Source organism: Pseudomonas sp. DCB_AW, assembly GCF_026240895.1.
In the GTDB taxonomy this organism is placed as follows: Bacteria; Pseudomonadota; Gammaproteobacteria; order Pseudomonadales; family Pseudomonadaceae; genus Aquipseudomonas; species Aquipseudomonas kermanshahensis.
This window is the reverse complement of sequence record NZ_JAPFCE010000005.1, coordinates 1-19223: the sequence shown is the minus strand read 5'-3', so window position 1 is coordinate 19223 and position 19223 is coordinate 1. Positions and strand designations below refer to the sequence as shown.

Annotated in this window: 17 protein-coding genes; 6 read left to right on the top strand and 11 right to left on the bottom strand. The window is 63.2% G+C overall.

Annotated elements, in window-relative coordinates; all coding sequences use genetic code 11:
• Nucleotides 1-99: 99 nt before the first annotated feature.
• The 5 genes from OO306_RS05345 to OO306_RS05325 form a co-directional block, all read right to left on the bottom strand.
• Nucleotides 100-912, bottom strand: a complete 813-nt coding sequence (locus tag OO306_RS05345; protein ID WP_027592883.1) for an OmpA family protein — start codon at nt 910-912, stop codon at nt 100-102.
• Complete coding sequence (locus tag OO306_RS05340; protein WP_027592884.1) at nt 909-1262, bottom strand: DUF4398 domain-containing protein; 354 nt, start codon at nt 1260-1262, stop codon at nt 909-911. Before OO306_RS05340 ends, OO306_RS05345 begins: the two co-directional genes overlap by 4 nt.
• 9 nt (nt 1263-1271) lie before the next feature.
• Nucleotides 1272-2093 carry an ABC transporter substrate-binding protein gene (locus OO306_RS05335; protein ID WP_265967941.1) on the bottom strand — a complete coding sequence of 274 codons (822 nt, stop codon included), beginning with the start codon at nt 2091-2093 and terminating at the stop codon, nt 1272-1274.
• Between the two features lie 235 nt (nt 2094-2328).
• Nucleotides 2329-3258: an electron transfer flavoprotein subunit alpha/FixB family protein gene (locus OO306_RS05330; RefSeq protein ID WP_027592886.1), complete on the bottom strand. Its 930-nt coding sequence runs from the start codon at nt 3256-3258 to the stop codon at nt 2329-2331.
• Complete coding sequence (locus tag OO306_RS05325) at nt 3259-4008, bottom strand: electron transfer flavoprotein subunit beta/FixA family protein (protein ID WP_027592887.1); 750 nt, start codon at nt 4006-4008, stop codon at nt 3259-3261.
• Nucleotides 4009-4546: 538 nt separating this feature from the next.
• Here OO306_RS05325 and OO306_RS05320 point away from each other — a divergent pair.
• Nucleotides 4547-6229 (top strand): electron transfer flavoprotein-ubiquinone oxidoreductase, encoded by a 1683-nt coding sequence (locus OO306_RS05320; protein WP_085272561.1) that lies wholly within the window; start codon nt 4547-4549, stop codon nt 6227-6229.
• Nucleotides 6230-6301: 72 nt separating this feature from the next.
• Here the strand turns inward: OO306_RS05320 and OO306_RS05315 are convergent, their stop codons facing one another.
• The 5 genes from OO306_RS05315 to OO306_RS05295 all read right to left on the bottom strand — a co-directional run bounded on the left by OO306_RS05315 (nt 6302) and on the right by OO306_RS05295 (nt 9619).
• Complete coding sequence (locus OO306_RS05315) at nt 6302-6703, bottom strand: type II toxin-antitoxin system MqsA family antitoxin (RefSeq protein WP_265967939.1); 402 nt, start codon at nt 6701-6703, stop codon at nt 6302-6304.
• A 1-nt stretch (nt 6704) separates the two neighbouring features.
• Nucleotides 6705-7001: a type II toxin-antitoxin system MqsR family toxin gene (locus OO306_RS05310; protein ID WP_252825197.1), complete on the bottom strand. Its 297-nt coding sequence runs from the start codon at nt 6999-7001 to the stop codon at nt 6705-6707.
• 94 nt (nt 7002-7095) lie between these two features.
• Nucleotides 7096-8421: an MFS transporter gene (locus OO306_RS05305; RefSeq protein WP_099454840.1), complete on the bottom strand. Its 1326-nt coding sequence runs from the start codon at nt 8419-8421 to the stop codon at nt 7096-7098.
• Nucleotides 8422-8493: 72 nt separating this feature from the next.
• Nucleotides 8494-8973: a histidine kinase gene (locus tag OO306_RS05300; protein ID WP_265967937.1), complete on the bottom strand. Its 480-nt coding sequence runs from the start codon at nt 8971-8973 to the stop codon at nt 8494-8496.
• A gap of 169 nt (nt 8974-9142) precedes the next feature.
• Entirely contained in the window at nt 9143-9619 is a 477-nt protein-coding gene (locus OO306_RS05295; RefSeq protein WP_027592893.1) for a sigma-70 family RNA polymerase sigma factor, read from the bottom strand.
• Nucleotides 9620-9847: 228 nt separating this feature from the next.
• Between OO306_RS05295 and OO306_RS05290 the strand changes: the two genes are divergently transcribed.
• The 3 genes from OO306_RS05290 to OO306_RS05280 are packed head-to-tail and all read left to right on the top strand — an operon-like array spanning nt 9848 to nt 14392.
• Entirely contained in the window at nt 9848-11020 is a 1173-nt protein-coding gene (locus OO306_RS05290) for an efflux RND transporter periplasmic adaptor subunit (RefSeq protein WP_099428715.1), read from the top strand.
• Nucleotides 11021-12985 (top strand): MacB family efflux pump subunit, encoded by a 1965-nt coding sequence (locus OO306_RS05285; protein WP_265967934.1) that lies wholly within the window; start codon nt 11021-11023, stop codon nt 12983-12985. It begins immediately after the preceding gene.
• A gap of 3 nt (nt 12986-12988) precedes the next feature.
• Nucleotides 12989-14392 (top strand): efflux transporter outer membrane subunit, encoded by a 1404-nt coding sequence (locus OO306_RS05280; protein WP_027592896.1) that lies wholly within the window; start codon nt 12989-12991, stop codon nt 14390-14392.
• Nucleotides 14393-14586: 194 nt separating this feature from the next.
• Here the strand turns inward: OO306_RS05280 and OO306_RS05275 are convergent, their stop codons facing one another.
• Nucleotides 14587-16212 carry a PvdJ/PvdD/PvdP-like protein gene (locus OO306_RS05275; protein ID WP_265967932.1) on the bottom strand — a complete coding sequence of 542 codons (1626 nt, stop codon included), beginning with the start codon at nt 16210-16212 and terminating at the stop codon, nt 14587-14589.
• 198 nt (nt 16213-16410) lie between these two features.
• Between OO306_RS05275 and pvdM the strand changes: the two genes are divergently transcribed.
• Nucleotides 16411-17757 (top strand): pyoverdine-tailoring dipeptidase-like protein PvdM, encoded by a 1347-nt coding sequence (gene pvdM / locus OO306_RS05270; protein ID WP_085272556.1) that lies wholly within the window; start codon nt 16411-16413, stop codon nt 17755-17757.
• A gap of 16 nt (nt 17758-17773) precedes the next feature.
• Complete coding sequence (locus OO306_RS05265) at nt 17774-19057, top strand: aminotransferase class V-fold PLP-dependent enzyme (protein WP_265967929.1); 1284 nt, start codon at nt 17774-17776, stop codon at nt 19055-19057.
• Nucleotides 19058-19223: the final 166 nt, after the last annotated feature.

The following is a 19223-nucleotide window of genomic DNA, read 5'->3' as shown; positions in this document are numbered from 1 at the left end:
CAGCCTTGTGCTGCGAAGAGGCCGGTAATAACAGCACAATTCTCTAGGGCTGCTACCGGCCTCTTCGCAGCTCAAGGCTGCTCCTACAAGGATTGGGGATCAACGCGCGGGGGCGAGCTTGCCTTTGTCGTCAGAAAAGACGATTTCTACCCGGCGATTCTGCGCCCTGCCCCGCTCCGAGGCATTGGCTTCGATCGGGTACTGGTCACCATAGCCTTCAACCTGCAGACGCTTTTCGTCGATGCCCAGGTCCACCAGCATGTCAGCCACCGCCTGCGCGCGATCACGCGAGAGCTTCAGGTTGTCTTCCGGGGCGCCGGTGCTGTCGGTGTAACCCTCGATACGCACCACACGGCGCGGGTTGAGCTGGAGGAACTGCACCAGTTTGAGCACTGTACGGCTGGCCGAATTCTTCAGGTCGGCACGCCCGGTATCGAACAGCACATCGCCCAAGGTCATCACCAGGCCACGGTCCGTCTGCTCCGAAGCCAATGCGGCAATCTGCGACTCGACCCACTTGCCTTGCTGCTGCACGCTGGCAAGCTTCGCTTCACGCAGCGCCAATTGCAGGCGTTGGCGCTCCAGGTCGAGCTTGGCCAGGCGCTCCTGGTTCAATGCAAGCTTGGCATGTTCGCTGGCAATTTCGCTGTAGCGCTGGCTCAGGTAGGCGTAGTGGCGCACATCGGTACCGGTGCCGATATAACTGGACAGGCGCTCGGCCCGCGCCAGCGACTCACCGGCACGAATTACATCGCGCGGCGCACTGCGCAGCACGTCGGAGTCGTCTTTTACCTTCTGGAAGGTGGCACTGGCTTCATCCAGCGCCGCCTCGCTGCGATGGCTGGCGCACCCGTGCAAGCCTGCCGTCAACGCCAGCAACACCAGCGCCGTCATGGGTGTATGGCGCATCATGGCTGCACCTCCAGCTGTTTGCGCAGGCGCGTAACCCGCGATTGCAGAACTTGCAGCTGCTCTTCACTCTTCTGGTTCAGCACCTGGGCCTCGGCCAGGCGTGCATCCAGCTCGGCCTGCTCGGCACGCATGCGCGCATCGCGAAAATCTTCGGTAAGCATGTTGGTCTTGGCCCGGGCCAGCTTGTCTTCGGCCAGCTTGAGCGCCTCGACCTGCTCGGTGGCGCCAACGGCCTTGGCCTGTTCCAGCGCCTGCTCGGAAATGCGCAGTTGCTCGTTCGGCGCCGGGTCGTTGGCGCAACCCGCCAGGCCGAGCATGGCCAGAGCAAGGAATAGTGGTTGGATTCTCACGCAATCTTCCTAATGTTTGGGGGCGTCCAGCGGCACCTGCATCTGCGCCTTCCAGCGCTCGACATTTCGTTGCAGCACAGCCTCGGACGCACCGGAGATCGGCAATTCTGTCAGTTTTTTCGCCAATTGCCCACGCAACCAGCTGTCATTGCACGCCGAGTTGTGCGACACGGCCAGGTACAGCCCTGGGCGATCGACTGGCAGGCCGCGGGCAATCAGGTCGTTGCTCATGCCCAGGCTCTGGGTCATGGCCATGCCGGAATAGCGCCCGGCGAGCACATAGTCCACCTGCCCCAGCACCAGTTTCTGGAATGCCTGGGTCAGGTTTTGCGCAGGCTGCAACTTCAGATGGGCTTTGGCGAACGCTTCAAAGGCCGGCGTGAGACGCGCGCGCTCAGACAAACTGCCCTGGTACTTGGCCAGGTCTGCCGGGCCATCGAAGGCCAGCTCGGCGTCATGCCGCGTCCAGACCAGGTATTCGTTCAACTGCAACGGCGGGTGGATGTAGTCCAGTGCGGTCAGCTGGCCGACCTGCAGGGGCGTATCGAGCAGCAGGTCCATTCGCCCACTGCGCACTTCTTCCAGCGCCTGGTCGCGTCGCCCTGCACTCAGCACGTCCACTTTCACACCCAGCTCACTGGCCACCTGCTGCAACAGGTCGACATTGGCGCCGATCAGGTGCTGGGGGTCTTTCGGGTCCTGCCAGGAATACGGGGGCGCATCGGGGCTGCCGGTAGCGACCAAACGTTCGCACTTGCCTGCCGCCATCGCGCCGGGCGCCAGCAACGCCGCCATGCATGCCAGCACCCCGCCTGCTTTACGCAGCACCATTGCTCACTCCTTGTATTGCTTGGCCCGGACCATCAGGTACACGCCGCACCTGTCGGAGCAGCCTTGTGCTGCGAAAGGGCCAGCATGACCAACAAATTTTTGTGGCTGTGACTGCCTCTTCGCAGCACAAGGCTGCTCCGACAGGAACCGCGACAAGCACTGCATCGGAAAAGGCCATAAAAAAACCCGGCCCTCAGTACGAGGGCCGGGCTTCTTTATAAGTGAAGCAGGCGGATCAGACCAGCTTTTCCAGCTCCGGAACCGCTTCGAACAGGTCAGCGACCAGGCCGTAGTCGGCCACCTGGAAGATCGGCGCTTCTTCGTCCTTGTTGATCGCAACGATCACTTTGGAGTCTTTCATGCCGGCCAGGTGTTGAATCGCGCCGGAGATACCGACGGCGATGTACAGCTGCGGTGCGACGATCTTGCCGGTCTGGCCGACCTGCATGTCGTTCGGCACAAAGCCTGCGTCGACTGCGGCGCGCGAGGCACCGACGGCGGCGCCGAGCTTGTCGGCCAGGCTGTACAGGTGCTTGAAGTTGTCACCGTTGCCCATGCCACGGCCGCCGGAAACGACGATCTTGGCAGCGGTCAGTTCTGGGCGGTCGGACTTGGCCAGCTCTTCACCGACGAAGGTGGAGATACCGGCGTTGTGCGCAGCGCCAACAGTTTCGACAGCAGCGGAACCGCCTTCGGCAGCAACGGCGTCAAAACCGGTGGTACGCACGGTGATGACCTTGACCGCAGCGCTCGATTGCACGGTGGCAATGGCGTTACCGGCATAGATCGGGCGCTTGAAGGTGTCGGCCGATTCAACCGAGATGATCTCGGAGATCTGGTCGACGTCCAGCAGTGCGGCGACGCGTGGCAGGATGTTCTTGCCGTTGGTGGTGGCCGGGGCCAGCACGTGGCTGTAGCCCTTTGCCAGCTCGACGATCAGCGGCGCGACGTTTTCTGGCAGGACGTGGGCGTAGGCTGCGTTGTCAGCAACCAGTACCTTGGCAACACCCGCGATCTTGGCAGCAGATTCGGCAACGCCGCCGACGTTCTGGCCAGCGACCAGCACGTGCACATCACCACCGATCTTGGCGGCTGCGGCGACAGTGTTCAGGGTGGACGGGGCTACAGCACCGTTCTCGTATTCAGCGACAACCAGGATAGTCATTTAGATTACCTTCGCTTCGTTCTTCAGCTTCTCGACCAGTTCGGCCACCGACTTGACCTTGATACCTGCGCTGCGTGCAGCCGGCGCTTCGACTTTCAGGGTCTTATTGGTGGAAGCGAGCGATACGCCCAGCGCGTCTGGCGTAACGGTCTCCAGCGGCTTCTTCTTGGCCTTCATGATGTTCGGCAGCGACGCGTAGCGCGGCTCGTTCAGGCGCAGGTCGGTGGTGACGATCGCTGGCAGGCTCAGCGATACGGTCTGCAAGCCGCCATCGATTTCACGGGTGACGTTCAGCTTGTCGCCAGCGACTTCGACCTTGGAGGCGAAGGTGCCTTGGGCGTAGCCGGTCAGCGCAGCCAGCATCTGGCCGGTCTGGTTGTTGTCGCTGTCGATGGCCTGCTTGCCGAGAATGACCAGCTGTGGCTGCTCTTTGTCGACAACGGCTTTCAGCGCCTTGGCCACGGCCAGCGAATTCAGCTCATCAGCGGCTTCGACCAGAATGGCACGATCGGCACCCAGTGCCAGCGCAGTACGCAGCTGCTCCTGGGCAGTGGTCGGGCCGACGGAAACGACGACGATCTCGGTCGCAACGCCCTTCTCTTTCAGGCGTACGGCTTCCTCAACGGCGATTTCGCAGAAGGGGTTCATGGACATCTTGACGTTTGCAAGGTCGACGCCGGAGTTGTCCGCTTTGACGCGAACCTTGACGTTGTAGTCGACCACTCGTTTGACAGCTACAAGAACCTTCATGGATTCCTCGTTACTCTCCGGTGAATAGAAAGTCGCCTGGGGACATGCCCGGCGATGCGCGTGGGTACAAGGGCACCTCTAAAAACGTACCGGGAGAAGCAAACTTCAAGGTGACCGAGCAGTCTTGTCGCGACGCTTGCGGCAAATACCCGCGGGTCATTTTCTGTGGTGGCGTGTAAACTCCACTACATACCGTGAATTGGCCCGAAAGCCTTACTCCACACCTGGTCTTTAGAGGTGTACCTGCGCCCGGCGGTAAGCCTACGGCGAACGTAAAACCGCTCGTATCTTGACCGCAACACCCAATCCGGTCAATACGGCAAATCGGTCACCCTCCAGCCGTACGCCTGTGATTTTACTGGCCTGCGGCAAATTCAAACAAACGTTTGTATTGGACCCGCCAAGTGGTGTAGATATAATGCGCGGCCAAGACAAAACGGTGTAGTCCATCCTCTGCGCTGCTACAGCTCCGCTCCCGTGAAGCGCGGTGCGCATGATCACCCCACACCCATAAGACAAAGCAACAGCACGAGCCTTGATGAGTAGGAGAGAACCAGTGGAACGCGAATACATGGAATTCGACGTGGTCATCGTCGGCGCCGGCCCGGCGGGGCTGTCCGCCGCCTGCCGCCTGAAGCAGAAGGCCGCCGAAGCCGGTAGCGAGATCAGCGTCTGCGTGGTCGAAAAAGGCTCCGAAGTCGGTGCGCACATCCTCTCCGGCGCGGTGTTCGAGCCGCGCGCACTGAACGAACTGTTCCCTGACTGGAAGGCACTCGGCGCGCCGCTGAACACCGAGGTCAAGCGCGACGATATCTATGTGCTGAAGGATGCAGGCAGCTCGACCAAGGTCCCCGACCTGTTCGTGCCCAAGACCATGCACAACCACGGCAACTACATCATCTCCCTGGGCAACCTGTGCCGCTGGCTGGCCCAGCAGGCCGAAAACCTGGGCGTTGAAATCTACCCAGGCTTCGCGGCCCAGGAAGCGCTGTTCGATGAAAACGGCGTGGTGCGTGGCATCGTCACCGGCGACCTGGGTGTCGACCGCGAAGGCAACCCGAAAGACGGCCTGTACACCCCTGGCATGGAACTGCGCGCCAAGTACACGCTGTTCGCCGAAGGTTGCCGCGGCCATATCGGCAAGCAGCTGATCAAGCGCTTCAACCTCGACAGCGAGTCCGACGTCCAGCACTACGGCATCGGCCTCAAGGAAATCTGGGAAATCGACCCAAGCAAGCACGAGCAGGGCCTGGTGGTGCACACCGCAGGCTGGCCGCTGGACGTGATGAGCACCGAAAACACCGGTGGTTCGTTCCTCTATCACCTGGAAAACAACCAGGTGGTGGTGGGCCTGATCGTCGACCTGTCCTACAGCAATGCCTACCTGTCGCCGTTCGATGAGTTCCAGCGCCTCAAGCACCACCCGGTGATCAGCCAGTACCTTGAAGGCGGCAAGCGCATCAGCTACGGCGCCCGCGCCTTGGCCAAAGGCGGCATTAACTCACTGCCGAAGATGGTCTTCAACGGCGGTGCGCTGATCGGTTGCGATTTGGGCACCATGAACGTGGCCAAGATCAAGGGCAGCCACACGGCGATGAAGTCCGGCATGCTTGCCGCTGAAGCCGTTGCCGACGCCTTGATCGCCGGTAGCGAGGGCGGCGACCAGCTCAATGGCTACGTCACCGCGTTCAAGGCCAGCTGGCTCCACGAAGAATTGTTCGCCAGCCGTAACTTTGGCCCGGCCATGCACAAGTTCGGCCCACTGCTCGGTGCGGCATTCAACTATGTTGACCAGAACTGGTTCGGCGGCAAGCTGCCCTTCACGCTGCACGACACCAAGCCGGACTACGCCTGCCTCAAGCTCGCAGCCGACTCGAAAAAGATCGACTACCCGAAACCGGACGGCAAGCTCAGCTTCGACAAGCTCAGTTCGGTATTCCTCTCCAGCACCAACCATGAAGAGGAACAACCCTGCCACCTGAAGCTGACCGACCCGAACATCCCGATCGCCAGCAACCTGCCGCTGTACGACGAGCCGGCCCAGCGTTACTGCCCTGCCGGCGTGTACGAAGTGGTCAGCCAGGATGACGGCAGCAAGCGCTTCCAGATCAACGCGCAAAACTGCGTGCACTGCAAGACCTGCGACATCAAGGACCCCGCCCAGAACATCACCTGGGTAACCCCTGAAGGCGCCGGCGGGCCGAACTACCCGAACATGTAAGGCCCCCTGCCCTTGCGGCACTAAAAAGCCCCCGCCTCGTGAGAGCCGGGGGCTTTTTGCTGCCTACCTGCATCAGGCAGTGCGTACTTCTTCGAACAGTTCCGGGTGGCGATCCAGCAGTTTGAACAGCTTGACCAACGCCACGGGTGGCCTGGTTTTACCGTTTTCGTAACGGGAGAACGCATTGACGCCACCCCCGAAGATCTCCCCTGCTTCACGCTGGTCGAGATCGAATTTCTTGCGCACTGAGACGATGAAACCCGGGTCGACCGCCGCAGCGTTGACCTGGCGATTGAACGCCGACATCAGGTCACTGATGCGCTGAGCTTCATCCATACTCAGCACACTCTCGCCGCATGCAGCGCAGTAATCGCCGAAGACATCGGGAATTACAGTTGCCTCACCTTTATACCGGTATGGCATGTCATGCGCCTGTGCGACTAGCTCCGCTCCTCCACACATCGGGCATTTCATATCAAAGCTCCTTGAATGACACGATCAGCAGATCATCAATCACCATTAACTTGAGATAGACCCTACCAACAGTAGTTTGGGGGCGATAGACATCTTGCCAAAGGCGGTGATCATGGTAGGTCGTCATGCTTTTATAGAAATCCTTGACGGACAAGCCACGAACGATGTCGACGATGTCAAAGGGCCCTAAACCCAACGCCAGCGCTCCCTGCGTCGCCGATTGTGTTGTATTGACCTTGCCCTGGCTCAACAGCACTCGCACCCGATCGAGTGGGCAATGAGGCGTTCTCTTTTCCATGAGAAATTAACCTTCCAGGTTAAATTTGGCTAATAGGTTATTCCAATAGCCCCCACCCGGAAGTCTGCCTCACCACTTGCCAGTCGCTAGTGGGTCATTTGTCACCGCACATGATTGGCATGGGCTCCGCCGCAAACGCCAAGGGCTCGCGACGCCCGAAGTACAGGGCAGTGAGCAGCCCCACCATGCCCATGATCAGACAAAACCCGACACACACCCATGGGCTCCACGGCATCAAGGCGATCAGCGCCAGCGGCGTGGTGCTGGCCCACAGGGCATAGGCGACGTTATACGTGAAGGAAATGCCCGACACCCGAATCTGCGCAGGGAACAGCCCGACCATCACCGACGGCACCACGCCCACCACGCCACAGCACAGCCCTGCCACGGCATAAGCCAGCCAGGTTGCGCCCCACTGGCCCACCAGGCTTGCATACAACACACCGATGCCTAGCGGCAGCAGCAGGCTGTAGATCATCAGGGCACGCCAGGCGCCCAGGCGATCGACCAGCAGGCCGGCCAGTACACAGCCGATATTAAGGAAGACAATGCCCGCACTGCTGAGGGCAAAGGTGTGCCCGGCAGTCATGCCAAAACGCTGTTGCATCACCGTCGGCGTGATCACCACCAGCACCACCACCGCCGACGTCAGCACACAGGTCAGCAGCGCCGCCGGGATCAGCGCCCGGCGATGCTCGCCCAGCACGCGCCGCAGCGGAAACGCCACCGGCTGCTCCTGGCGCTCGCGCAGGGCCAGGAACACGGGCGTTTCGCTGAGCCACCGGCGCAGCCACACCCCTATCACGCCAAACACCCCACCCAGCAGGAAGGGGTAGCGCCAGGCATGGTCGAGAATTTCTTCGGGGGTAAACACCTGTGCCAGCAGCGTGGCCGTCAGTGCGCCCAGCAAGTAACCGAAGGTAAGCCCAGCCTGCAAGAAGCCCAGGGCATAGCCCCGTCGCCCAGGTGGCGCATGCTCGGCGACGAACGTCCAGGCACTGGGCACTTCGCCCCCGACCGCCGCCCCCTGCAGAATGCGCAGCGCCAGCAGGATCAACGGCGCGGCATAGCCGATATCGGCGTACGTCGGCATTACACCGATCAGCAGGCATGGCAGGGCCATCATCAGGATGCTCAGGCTAAACACCCGCTTGCGCCCCAGATGATCGGCGAAATGCGCCATCAGGATACCGCCCAGTGGCCGCGCCAGGTAACCAGTGACGAAGATCCCGAAGCTTTGCAGCAAGCGCAGCCATTCAGGCATTTCTGGCGGGAAAAATAGCTTGCTGAGGGTCAGGGCGAAGAACACGAAGATAATGAAATCGTAGATTTCCAGCGCGCCACCCAGTGCCGCCAGGCCCAAGGTCCGGTGGTCGCCACGGCTGAACCGTGGCGGGCGAGCGGTATCGATGGCAGTCATGGCAGAGTCCGCAGATCGGCAAAGGGCAAGAGGATAGCAAATAGCTGCCCCCTTGCCCCGCCCACATCGGCGCTAGCGGCTGAAGACCGTGTGCGCGAAGTTCGCCCGCGGGCGTGGGCGCAGCGCGCTGGCGGGCACGGCAGCTGGCAGGGGCAGCTTGCCGACCAAAAGCGGCGCGTCGATGATCGCCATGAACGATTCCAGTGCCTCGTTATCGGGCGCTTGCGGCAGGCTCACGCTCACGGATTGGCGCTCGGTTTGCGGCACCGAAGGCACTTGCAACTGCTGGGAGTGGTAAAGCAGGGCGTGCTGGATTTGCGTGCTCACCCGGCAGAAACGCGCCAGGTCGACGCCGACGTGGCTGGCCAGTTCAATGTTGCCAAGCAACAGATGAAAAGGCTGCAAAGCAGATTGCACCAGGCGTTGCAGCTCCTCGAAGCTGTCCACGGGCGCAATCCGGTAATAGCCCAGGCCATTGAGCAACTTTTCCAGCTGCAAGCGCTGGCTGGGGTGCTCGTCGGCGATGAGGATGCGCAGGGTCTTGTTTGCCATTTTCGGACCTGGGCAGTTAGGTAAAAAGGGACACTCCCTGACCATACTGCGCCAGTAACGGCAATCGCCAAAGCTTTGCCTGGCTGGGGTCTACCTAGATAGTTGTCGGGAAACCCGCATAAATCAAGTCGATGCTTGACGGAATTTTCATTCCTCTTTCACCAGACTTTCAGGATTCCCACTCGCGCATGCGCACACGGCAGTGCTTCATGGCATTGACGATGTGCTTTTCCACCACACTGCGTGACACCCCCAGGTGCTCGGCAATCTGCTGATGCGACAGGCCATCGAGCTTGCGCAACAGGAAGCAGTCGCGGCAGACCTTGCCCAGTTCATCCAGGGCGCGCTGCATCAGCGCCAGGCGCTGATCGAGCTGCATGTCATGGGTGGGCGCTGGGCTATGCCAACGCTCGTCGCTGTCGAGCACCTCCAGTGGCTCGGCCTGGCGAACCTGATGCCGCCGGTGGCGGTCGACCACCAGGTTGAGCGCCGTGCGGTACAGAAAGGCACGCGGGTGCTCGATCCGTTCCGCATCGGTGCGCTCCAGCACCCGCAGATAAGCATCGTGCGCAACGTCTTCGGCCGCCTGACGACTGCCCAGGCGCGCGGAAAGGAAGCCCACCAGTTCGCGATAGTAATGTTCCACGACGTTACCTGAGAGGGCCCTGCTGCTTTTTCTGAAAGCCTTTTCACAAAGCTGTGCAGGACCGAAGTGATGTCAACGTGCGATCTTACAAATTATAATTATTCTCAGCAACACGACATCCTCCTGCCCTGTACGCTAAATCCCGCCCGCTAGCCTTCGTCTATCTGGGACCTCAGTGCGCGCCGCTTTTGCGCTGCGCGTGGCCTTCACTCCTGGCTGGAAGTCTGCATGCGACGTTTACCCCACACCCGCCGTCGGCTACTGCTCAGTGGCTTGGCCCTGCTGAGCCTGGGCAGTTTGCTGGCCTGGAAGACCCTGCCCTTTGGCGCGCAGCCGATCAGCACAGTCGCCGTCACCCGTGCCGACATCGAAAGCAGCGTGACTGCCCTGGGCACCCTGCAGCCGCGGCGCTACGTCGACGTGGGCGCCCAGGCTTCCGGGCAGATCCACAAGCTGCACGTTGAAGCCGGTGACCAGGTACGCAAAGGCCAACTGCTGGTAGAGATCGACCCGTCCACCCAGCAAGCCAGGCTAGACGCCGGGCGTTACTCGATCGACAACCTCAAGGCACAACTGGCCGAGCAACGTGCACAGTTTCAACTGGCCCAGCAGCAGCTCAAGCGCCAGCGTGACCTGGCGGCCGCCGGTGCGACCCGTGACGAAGACGTGCAGACGGCCGATGCCCAGCTCAAGGTGACTCAGGCCCGCATCGACATGTTCCAGGCGCAGATTCGTCAGGCCCAGGCCAACCTGCGCAGCGACGAGGCGGAACTGGGCTACACGCGCATTTATGCCCCCATGGACGGCACCGTGGTAGCGGTCGATGCCCGAGAAGGCCAGACCCTCAATGCCCAACAGCAGACCCCTCTGATCCTGCGCATCGCCAGGCTTTCGCCAATGACCGTCTGGGCCCAGGTGTCGGAAGCCGACATCGGCAAGGTCAAGCCCGGCATGACCGCCTACTTCACCACCCTGGCCGGCGGCAAGCGCCGCTGGACCAGCACGGTCCGGCAGATCCTGCCGATCCCGCCCAAACCGCTGGACCAGAGCAGCCAGGGCGGCGGCAGCCCGACCAGCGCCACCAATGGCACCACCGGCAGCCAGGTGGTGCAGTACACCGTGCTGCTGGATGTCGACAACCCGGATGGCGCCCTGATGGCCGAGATGACCACGCAGGTGTTCTTTGTCGCCGGCCAGGCCAGCCAAGTGCTGACCGTGCCGCTTGCCGCACTGGACGACAACAATGGCTTGCGCCTCGCCCGGGTACTCAACAGCAAAGGCGAAGTGGAACAACGCCAGGTCCAGACCGGCCTGAGCGACCGGCTGCGGGTGCAGGTCCTTGACGGCCTCAGCGAAGGCGAGCGCCTGGTGATCGGCGCCCCCAGCGTCAGCGGAGGTTGAATGACTACGCCCCTGATCGAACTGATCGACATCCGTAAATCCTACGGCGGCGTCGATACCCCCAAGGTCGACATCCTCCAGGGCATCAGCCTGCGCATCCACCCCGGCGAGTTCGTCGCCATCGTCGGCGCCTCCGGCTCCGGCAAATCGACGCTGATGAACATCCTCGGCTGCCTCGACCGGCCAACCGCTGGCAGCTACCACTTTGCGGGCAAGGACGTGGCCGAGCTGGACAGCGACGAACTGGCCTGGTTACGCCGTGAAGCCTTTGGCTTCGTCTTCCAGGGCTACCACCTGATCCCCTCGGGTTCGGCCCAGGAGAACGTCGAGATGCCGGCCATCTATGCCGGTATCGCCGCCAGCGAGCGGCACGCGCGCGCCACCGCCCTGCTCACCCGCCTGGGCCTGGCCAGCCGCACGGGCAACCGCCCGCACCAGTTGTCCGGCGGCCAGCAACAACGCGTATCGATTGCCCGGGCACTGATGAACGGTGGCCACATCATCCTCGCCGACGAACCCACCGGCGCGCTCGACAGCCACAGCGGCACCGAAGTCATGGCGCTGCTCGACGAACTGGCCAGCCAGGGCCATGTGATCATCCTGATCACCCACGACCGCGACGTGGCGGCGCGGGCGCAGCGGGTCATTGAAATCCGCGATGGCCTGATCATCAGCGATTCGGCCGCCGAGCAGCCAACGCCCCCCACACGCCAAGGGCTGCAGGCCGACGACCTGCGCCAGCGGCTGGGCCGCGGCGCCACCCTGCGCGGGGCCTGGAAAGGTGAACTGGTCGAAGCCCTGCAGGCCGCCTGGCGAGTGATGTGGGTCAACCGTTTTCGCACCGCCCTGACCCTGCTCGGCATCGTCATCGGGGTAGCCTCGGTGGTGGTCATGCTGGCCGTCGGCGAAGGCAGCAAGCGCCAGGTCATGGCGCAAATGGCGGCGTTTGGCTCGAACGTGCTCTACCTCAATGGCAAGCCGGCAACGCTGGGTGAACAGGCCGGCACCATCACCCTCGACGACGTCGCGGCCATCGGCGAGCTGCCACAGGTCAAGCACGTCATGCCGGTGATCGGCGACAAACTGATGGTGCGCCACGGCAACAACAGCCAGCAGTTTTATGTCGGCGGCAACAACATCTGGTTCCCGGAGATCTTCAACTGGCCGGCGGTCGAGGGCACCTTTTACACCGAGGCCGACGAAGCCAGTGCCGCGCCTGTGGCGGTGATCGGCCAGAAGGTGCGGGAAAAGATGCTCGACCCTGGGCGCGACCCGCTGGGGCAATACATCCTGATCGGCAATGTGCCGTTCCAAGTCGTCGGCATTCTGGCCGGTAAAGGCGCCAGTTCCGGCGACCAGGACAGCGACGGGCGCATCGCGGTGCCCTACTCCGCCGCGGCTATCCGCCTGTTCGGCCAGCGCGACCCAGACTACATCGCCGTCGCCGCGCACGACTCCACCCGGGTCAACGAAGCCGAGGTGGCCATTGATCACCTGCTGCGCCAGCGTCACCAGGGCCGTCAGGATTTCGAGCTGACCAACGACGCAGCACTGATCCAGGCCGAAGCACGCACGCAGAATAGCCTGTCGCTGATGCTGGGGGCGATTGCCGCGATTTCGTTGTTGGTGGGCGGCATCGGGGTGATGAACATCATGCTCATGACCGTGCGCGAGCGTACTCGTGAGATTGGCATCCGCATGGCCACCGGCGCGCGCCAGCGCGACATCCTGCGGCAGTTTCTCAGCGAGGCCGTGATGCTGTCGATGGTCGGCGGCGTGGCCGGCATCGTCCTGGCCCTGGCCATCGGCGGCGGCCTGATGCTGGCCGAGGTTGCCGTAGCCTTCGCCCTGCCTGCCATATTCGGCGCGTTCGCCTGCGCTGTCGTCACCGGCATCGTGTTCGGCTTCATGCCGGCCCGCAAAGCCGCCCGACTCGACCCGGTCAAAGCCCTTACCAGCGAATAATCCATGACCTTGCCAAGCCGTATCAGCCTGTTGACCTTGTGCCTGAGCCTTGCCGCCTGCAGCACGCCGCCCACGCCTGACAGCGGGATTGCCGCGCCGCACGCCTGGCAAGGCGAGGCCGCGCCGTCATCCACCGAGCTGCCATCAGCACAGTGGTGGCGCGCGTTTGCCAGCAGCGAGCTGGACCGCCTGGTCGAGCGTGCCCGGCTCAACGCCTATGACCTCGCGGCCGCCACGGCGCGTGTGCGCCAGGCCCAGGCCCAGGCCGTCATCGCTGGCGCGCCATTGCTGCCCGAACTGAACCTGGGCCTGGATGGCAGCCGCCAGCGGCTGTTGAAGGGTGAAGGCAACGACCAGCTGGACGTCAGCAGCAGCGAACGCACCAGCACCGCGTTCGACCTGAAACTCAGCGCCAGCTACGAGATCGACTTCTGGGGCGGCCTGCGCGCAGCACGGGCCAGCGCCTTGCGCAGCCTTGATGCCAGCCGCTTCGACCGGCAGACGGTCGAGCTGACCTTGGTCAGCGCCGTGGCCGACAGCTACCTGCAAGGCCTGGCCCTGGAAGCGCAACTGAACATCGCTCGGCTCAACCTGCGCAATGCACGTGACGTGCTGGGCCTGGTCGAAGCCCGCCAGCGCACCGGCTCGGCCACACGCCTGGAACTGGCCCAGCAGCGCAGCCTGGTGGCCGCCCAGGAACGGCAAGTGCCGTTGCTCGAACAGCAGTGGCAAGACAGCCGGGTCACCTTGGCGACGCTGCTCGGCGACCCGGTGCAGGCCCTGCCGCCCAGCCGTGAAGCGTTCGATGCGCTGCAGTGGCCGTCCATTGGCAGCGGCGTCCCCAGCGAACTGCTGGCCCGTCGCCCCGACATCGCCGCCGCCGAAGCGCGGCTGGCAGCGGCCAGCGCCAACGTACAGGTGGCCAGGGCAGCGATGCTACCCAAGTTGACCCTAGGGGCCAACCTGGGCAGTGGCGCCAATACCTTTGCTCATGTGCTCGACAGCTCGTTTTATACCCTCAGCGCCGGGCTGGTCGCGCCGATCTTCAACAACGGCCGGCTGCGCGCTTCTCGCGACCTGGCCGAGGCCGAGCAAGCTGAGTTGCTGGAGACGTACCGAGGCAGCATCCTGGCCGGTTTCGCCGATGTCGAGAAAGCGCTCAATGCGATTCACGGCGTGGACCGCCAACGCCGGTGGCAGGACGAAGAAGTGCAGGAGGCGCGCCTGGCTTTCGAGCTGGCCCAGCAGCGCTATGGCGCGGGCGCCGAGACCCTGCTCAGCGTGCTTGAAACCCAGCGCACCCTTTACCTGGCCCAGGATCAGCAGGCGCAGCTGCGCTTGGCACGGCTTCAAGGGAGTGTGGCGCTGTACAAGGCGTTGGGGGGTGGGTGGAAGGTTGAGCGGTAGTGTAGGGCGATGGATTTGCTGCGGGTTCGAGATCGAGCGCCGCCCGCGCGGCGCTTCGCAGCACAAGGCTGCTCCTACATCTGTTTCGGGCCAATTAGTCCTGAGCCATTGGCGCGCGGCCCTTGGGCGGCGCTCGATCTAAAACCCACCGAAAATCCCTCGCCCTACACCCCGATCCCATCCCCCAATCCCCCTCAAAGCGACCGCTGCGCCACCTTCAGATTGCGCGCATACCAAGGCCGCTGGGGCACCTTCGGCCGTAACTTACCGAACAGGTCTTCATCGCTGTAGATGATGCGCAAAGCCAGCTTCATCGTCTCCGGGTCCATCTCGACGCTGCGCCCCGGCCGCAAGCCCGGCACCGTCGAGCAACCATGGGTGTCAGGCCCTAGCCAAGGGTCCGACACTTCGACCCAGCGCCCTGGCGCAAACCAAGGCACGCCATTGACTTCCAGGCGCCGCACCTCGCCGGGGTGAACCCGCTCATGGGCGCGGAACCAGTCCTCGATGCGGTCATCGATCCAGCCATGAAAGTGCCAGAACACCGGGTTTACATGGGATGAAAACGGGTCACCCAGAAAGTCGTTTTCGGCCGCAAACCAACGCGCTGCAAAGTCGTCAGGCGTGCGCGCCGTCGGCACCGGCATGCCGTTGGCCGGGTCACGCGGCACCGAAGCCCAGCGCATGTGCAGCCAGTCATGCAGGCCCAGCTCCACCTCTGAACCGAACTGGCCCAGGGTCAGTGTGCTCAGGTAGTCCGGGTCGCTGTAACGCGACTCCCAGACCTGGAAGTTGCCATGGTAGGTATCCGGGTTCTTGATGTCGCGCACCCACTGGGTGTATTCCGCATCACCACTCGCCAACCAGGTGGGCGGCAAGGCGTTGCCGTCATGGTTGTCCCAATAGCGGGCGAACCCGGCACGGTCGCGCTCAAGCTCCGGTTGTGGCTGCGGAAACCGCGTCCATGAAGGCAGGTCCTGCAAGGCACGGGCACTGCCAAGCATGTGCCGGTGCATGAAAAAGAAATCCTCACCCGAACCGTTGCGATCCTTGTGACGGCCGCGCGCGTCACGCTCCCGATCACGCGGCCCCGGCTGCCAGCCCAAGCCGCGCAAGGCGGCTTGCTTGTCTTTGTCCAGCTTGTGCCATTTGTCACGCGAGGAATGCCACAACTGGTGGAACAGTCGGTGCTCCGGGGTGATCAGCCAGGCCAGCAGTTGCGGGCTTAACGGCGTGCGCTCGCGCGCCTCGGGGAAGGTGTGTTTCAGCGCCAGAAAGTGGTTGTCTTGCACCGGCAGCGACAACGCTCGGTCCAGTGGCGCAATGCGCCCGTTGAGGGTCGCAGGCCCGGCATTGCCGAAGCGGCCCCAGACCTCGTCGATGACGATATGGCATTCGTAGCGGGCCTGCACCTCACCTGGCCGACTCGAGAACAAGCGCCAGCGTAAAGTGCCCGGTTTGTCTGCCAGCAGGTCGCCCACCACACGGTAACGCGGCTGTTCATCGCTGCGTAGGCGCTCGGGGGTATCCAAGTAGCCGCGCAACGCCCGCCCACTGGGCGCAACATCCAGGAACAGCTCCAGCTCGCCCTCAGGCAACCCTTGCAGGCCCGCGTCCTTGCCATGCAAGGTCCAGCGCCAGATCCCGCGCAAGGTGTCACCCAACTGCTGCAGGTGCGTATCAGCCCGTTCGACGACCGCCTCGCCAGGGGTTTCCGGAAACGCCTCGGCGGCCCGCTGGCGCTGTACATACAACGCACCGGGCACCACCACGCCCGTCAATGCCACACCGGCGATGAACCCGCGTCGAGAAATCGTCATTGCAACTACCTGTGCATTTATTGCGGCCGTGGAGCACAGCCCGTCCAAGGCTAGAACGTTGTCCACACCGCGAAATTTACCGCTGCCGACGCAGGGGCGCCGCCACGGCTGGCTAAATTTCCACGGGGTGGGCTCGTTCACTCCAGGTAGCGGCGGCCTCTGTGCCCATCCCTCGACGGTGAACCTACTGAGACCAAGATGACGACTCCACGCTGGAAAAAAGCCCTGTTTATCAGCCTGGCCGCGGCCGTGACCGCAGGTGCCGGATTTGCCGCCTGGCACTACTTCACCACGCCGGCCGGCTACTCCAGAGAGGTGGTGCGCCAGGCCAACGACCTGCAGGAACGCATCATCTCGTTCGACAGCCATGTCACCCTGCCGCTGACTTTCGGCACTGAGGGCAGCGAGGCCGACAAGGATGGCAATGGCCGCTTCGACCTGGCCAAGGCCGCGCGCGGGCGGCTGTCTGGCGCCGCGCTGACGATCTTCGCCTGGCCTGAATCGTGGACCGGCGACGATGGCCCGCACCGGCCGACCGCAGGCTTCGTCGAAGCCGCACGCCACACCCAGGACGTGCGCTACAACGCCATCGACGCCATGGTCCGCGACTTCCCCGAACAGGTCGGTATCGCCTACACCCCGCAAGACATGCGACGCCTGCACGGCGAAGGCAAGTTCGCGGTGTTCCTCAGCATGCTCAATGCCTATGCCCTGGGCGACGATATCGACCAGCTCGACCGCTGGGCCGCCCGCGGCGTGCGCATGTTCGGCTTCAGCTACGTGGGCAACAACAGCTGGGCCGACTCTTCGCGCCCGTTGCCGTTTTTCAATGACACCGCCGATGCCTTGGACGGCCTTTCGCCAGTCGGCAAACGCGCCGTACAGCGGCTTAACGACCTGGGTGTGATCATCGATGTGTCGCAGATGTCGAGCAAGGCACTGACCCAGGCGGTCAGCCTCAGCCGCGCGCCGGTGGTGGCGTCGCACTCTGCGCCACGCGCCATGGTCGACATTGCCCGCAACCTGTCCGACAAGGAAATGCAACTGATCAAGGACAGCGGCGGCGTGATTCAACTGGTGGCCTTCTCCACCTACCTCAAGCCACTGAGCGCGAAAACCCAGGACAAACTCAACGCCCTGCGCGCCCGCTACGACTTGCCGCCGCTGGCCAACCTCAACTACGCGTTGATGCCAGGTGACCCGGTCATCGCCGGCTGGCCCGAGCAGAAGGTGGGCCAGTACGCCAACGCGCTGTACGGCATCCTCGACGAAGAGCCACCGGCCACGCTCAAGGATTTCGGCGACGCCATCGACTACACGGTGCGCAAGGTCGGCATCGACCATGTGGGGCTGAGCTCGGACTTTAATGAAGGCGGCGGCATCGACGGTTGGCACGACGCAAGCGAAGCGCGCAACGTCACTGCCGAACTGATCACCCGGGGCTATTCCGAGGCCGATATCGCCAAGCTCTGGGGCGGCAACTTCCTGCGGGTGTGGGAGCAGGTGCAGCACGCCGCGCAACCCGCCACCACTTCGTCCCGATAACCCTGCGAGCGCCTTCATGAACGACCGCCGTACCTTCCTCAAGCAGGCAGGCCTGCTGGCCGCGGCCCTGCCCTTGGCCAGCCAGTTGCTGCCGGGCGCTCAGGCCGCGCCATTACCACCCGCTGGCAGCGACGCCTGGGCCGCCTTTCGCGGCCTGTTCGACCTGGACCCCGCCTACGCGCACTTCGCCAACTTTCTGATCACGTCACACCCAAAGCCGGTGCGCGAGGCCATCGAGGCCTTGCGTGCGAGCTTCGACCGCCACCCGGCGCGCAGGGTTGACTGGGACAGCCAGGCGGAGTGGAAGCACGAGGCCGCAGTGCGTGAATGGGCCGGTCGCTACCTTGAGGTAAACCCCCGACAGATCGCCCTGACCGGCAGCACCACGGAAGGCCTGGGCCTGATCTATGGCGGCCTGAAGCTTGCACCTGGGCAGGAAATTCTCACCACCGTGCACGAGCATTCGGCGGCGCGCCAGACGATGAGTTTCCGCACTGCACGCGATGGCACGCCGGTGCGCCGCTTGCGCCTGTTCGAGAACCCGTCACAGGTCAGCACCGACCAGGTACTCGGCACCCTGGTTGCGGCCATCAGCGCCAAGACGCGGGTGCTGGGCATGACCTGGGTCCATTCCGGCAGTGGTGTGAAGCTGCCGGTGGGTGAGATTGGCGCGCTGGTGCGCGAGGTCAATCGCCAGCGCGACGAGAAGGACCACATTATTTACGTGATCGACGGGGTACATGGCTTTGGCGTCGAGGACATGCGCTTTGCCGATCTGAACTGCGACTACTTCATCGCCGGCACCCACAAGTGGATGTTCGGACCACGTGGCACCGGGATCATCTGCGCGGCCTCCACCGAGCTCAAGCAGCTGAACCCGACCATTGCCACGTTTTCCGAGAATGAAGACTTCGCCACCGTCATGACCCCAGGCGGCTACCATGCCTTTGAGCACCGCTGGGCGCTGGGCAAGGCATTCGAGCTGCACCTGCAGCAGGGCAAGGCGAATATCCAGGCGCGTATTCATGGGCTCAATGACTACCTCAAGCAGCGTCTTGAGGCGGTTGAAGCGGTCGAACTGGTGACGCCGCGCAGTGCCCAGTACTCGGCTGGGTTTACCTTTTTCAGGGTCAAGGGCCAGGATGCGGATGACGTGGCCGGGTATCTCAACAGCCAGCGCATTGTCGTCGATGCCGTGTCACGTGATGCTGGGCCGGTGGTGCGTACCGCGCCTGGGCTGCTGAACACCGAGGCCGAGATCGACCGCTTGGTCGATGTGCTGGGGCGGCGGGTGAGTTGATCTTGAAGAATGCGGGGGGCGCTTCGCACCCCTTTCGCGACGCAAGGCCGCTCCTACACGTCCAGCGCTATCCTCAGGTGAAGCGCAGCCCGGTAGGAGACGCCAAGCCGCGCCAAAAGGACCCAAACCCGCCCCAAAGACCCCAAACAAAACAGAAAAGAAGAGC

Coding starts and splice junctions, on each gene's coding strand:
- OO306_RS05280 (WP_027592896.1), top strand. CDS start 12,989: ATGACCTTGCCAAGCCGTATCAGCCTGTTGACCTTGTGCCTGAGCCTT.
- OO306_RS05310 (WP_252825197.1), bottom strand. CDS start 7,001: ATGGAAAAGAGAACGCCTCATTGCCCACTCGATCGGGTGCGAGTGCTG.
- OO306_RS05265 (WP_265967929.1), top strand. CDS start 17,774: ATGAACGACCGCCGTACCTTCCTCAAGCAGGCAGGCCTGCTGGCCGCG.
- OO306_RS05290 (WP_099428715.1), top strand. CDS start 9,848: ATGCGACGTTTACCCCACACCCGCCGTCGGCTACTGCTCAGTGGCTTG.
- OO306_RS05285 (WP_265967934.1), top strand. CDS start 11,021: ATGACTACGCCCCTGATCGAACTGATCGACATCCGTAAATCCTACGGC.
- OO306_RS05315 (WP_265967939.1), bottom strand. CDS start 6,703: ATGAAATGCCCGATGTGTGGAGGAGCGGAGCTAGTCGCACAGGCGCAT.
- OO306_RS05305 (WP_099454840.1), bottom strand. CDS start 8,421: ATGACTGCCATCGATACCGCTCGCCCGCCACGGTTCAGCCGTGGCGAC.
- OO306_RS05300 (WP_265967937.1), bottom strand. CDS start 8,973: ATGGCAAACAAGACCCTGCGCATCCTCATCGCCGACGAGCACCCCAGC.
- OO306_RS05335 (WP_265967941.1), bottom strand. CDS start 2,093: ATGGTGCTGCGTAAAGCAGGCGGGGTGCTGGCATGCATGGCGGCGTTG.
- OO306_RS05345 (WP_027592883.1), bottom strand. CDS start 912: ATGATGCGCCATACACCCATGACGGCGCTGGTGTTGCTGGCGTTGACG.
- OO306_RS05320 (WP_085272561.1), top strand. CDS start 4,547: ATGAGTAGGAGAGAACCAGTGGAACGCGAATACATGGAATTCGACGTG.
- OO306_RS05330 (WP_027592886.1), bottom strand. CDS start 3,258: ATGACTATCCTGGTTGTCGCTGAATACGAGAACGGTGCTGTAGCCCCG.
- pvdM (WP_085272556.1), top strand. CDS start 16,411: ATGACGACTCCACGCTGGAAAAAAGCCCTGTTTATCAGCCTGGCCGCG.
- OO306_RS05275 (WP_265967932.1), bottom strand. CDS start 16,212: ATGACGATTTCTCGACGCGGGTTCATCGCCGGTGTGGCATTGACGGGC.
- OO306_RS05325 (WP_027592887.1), bottom strand. CDS start 4,008: ATGAAGGTTCTTGTAGCTGTCAAACGAGTGGTCGACTACAACGTCAAG.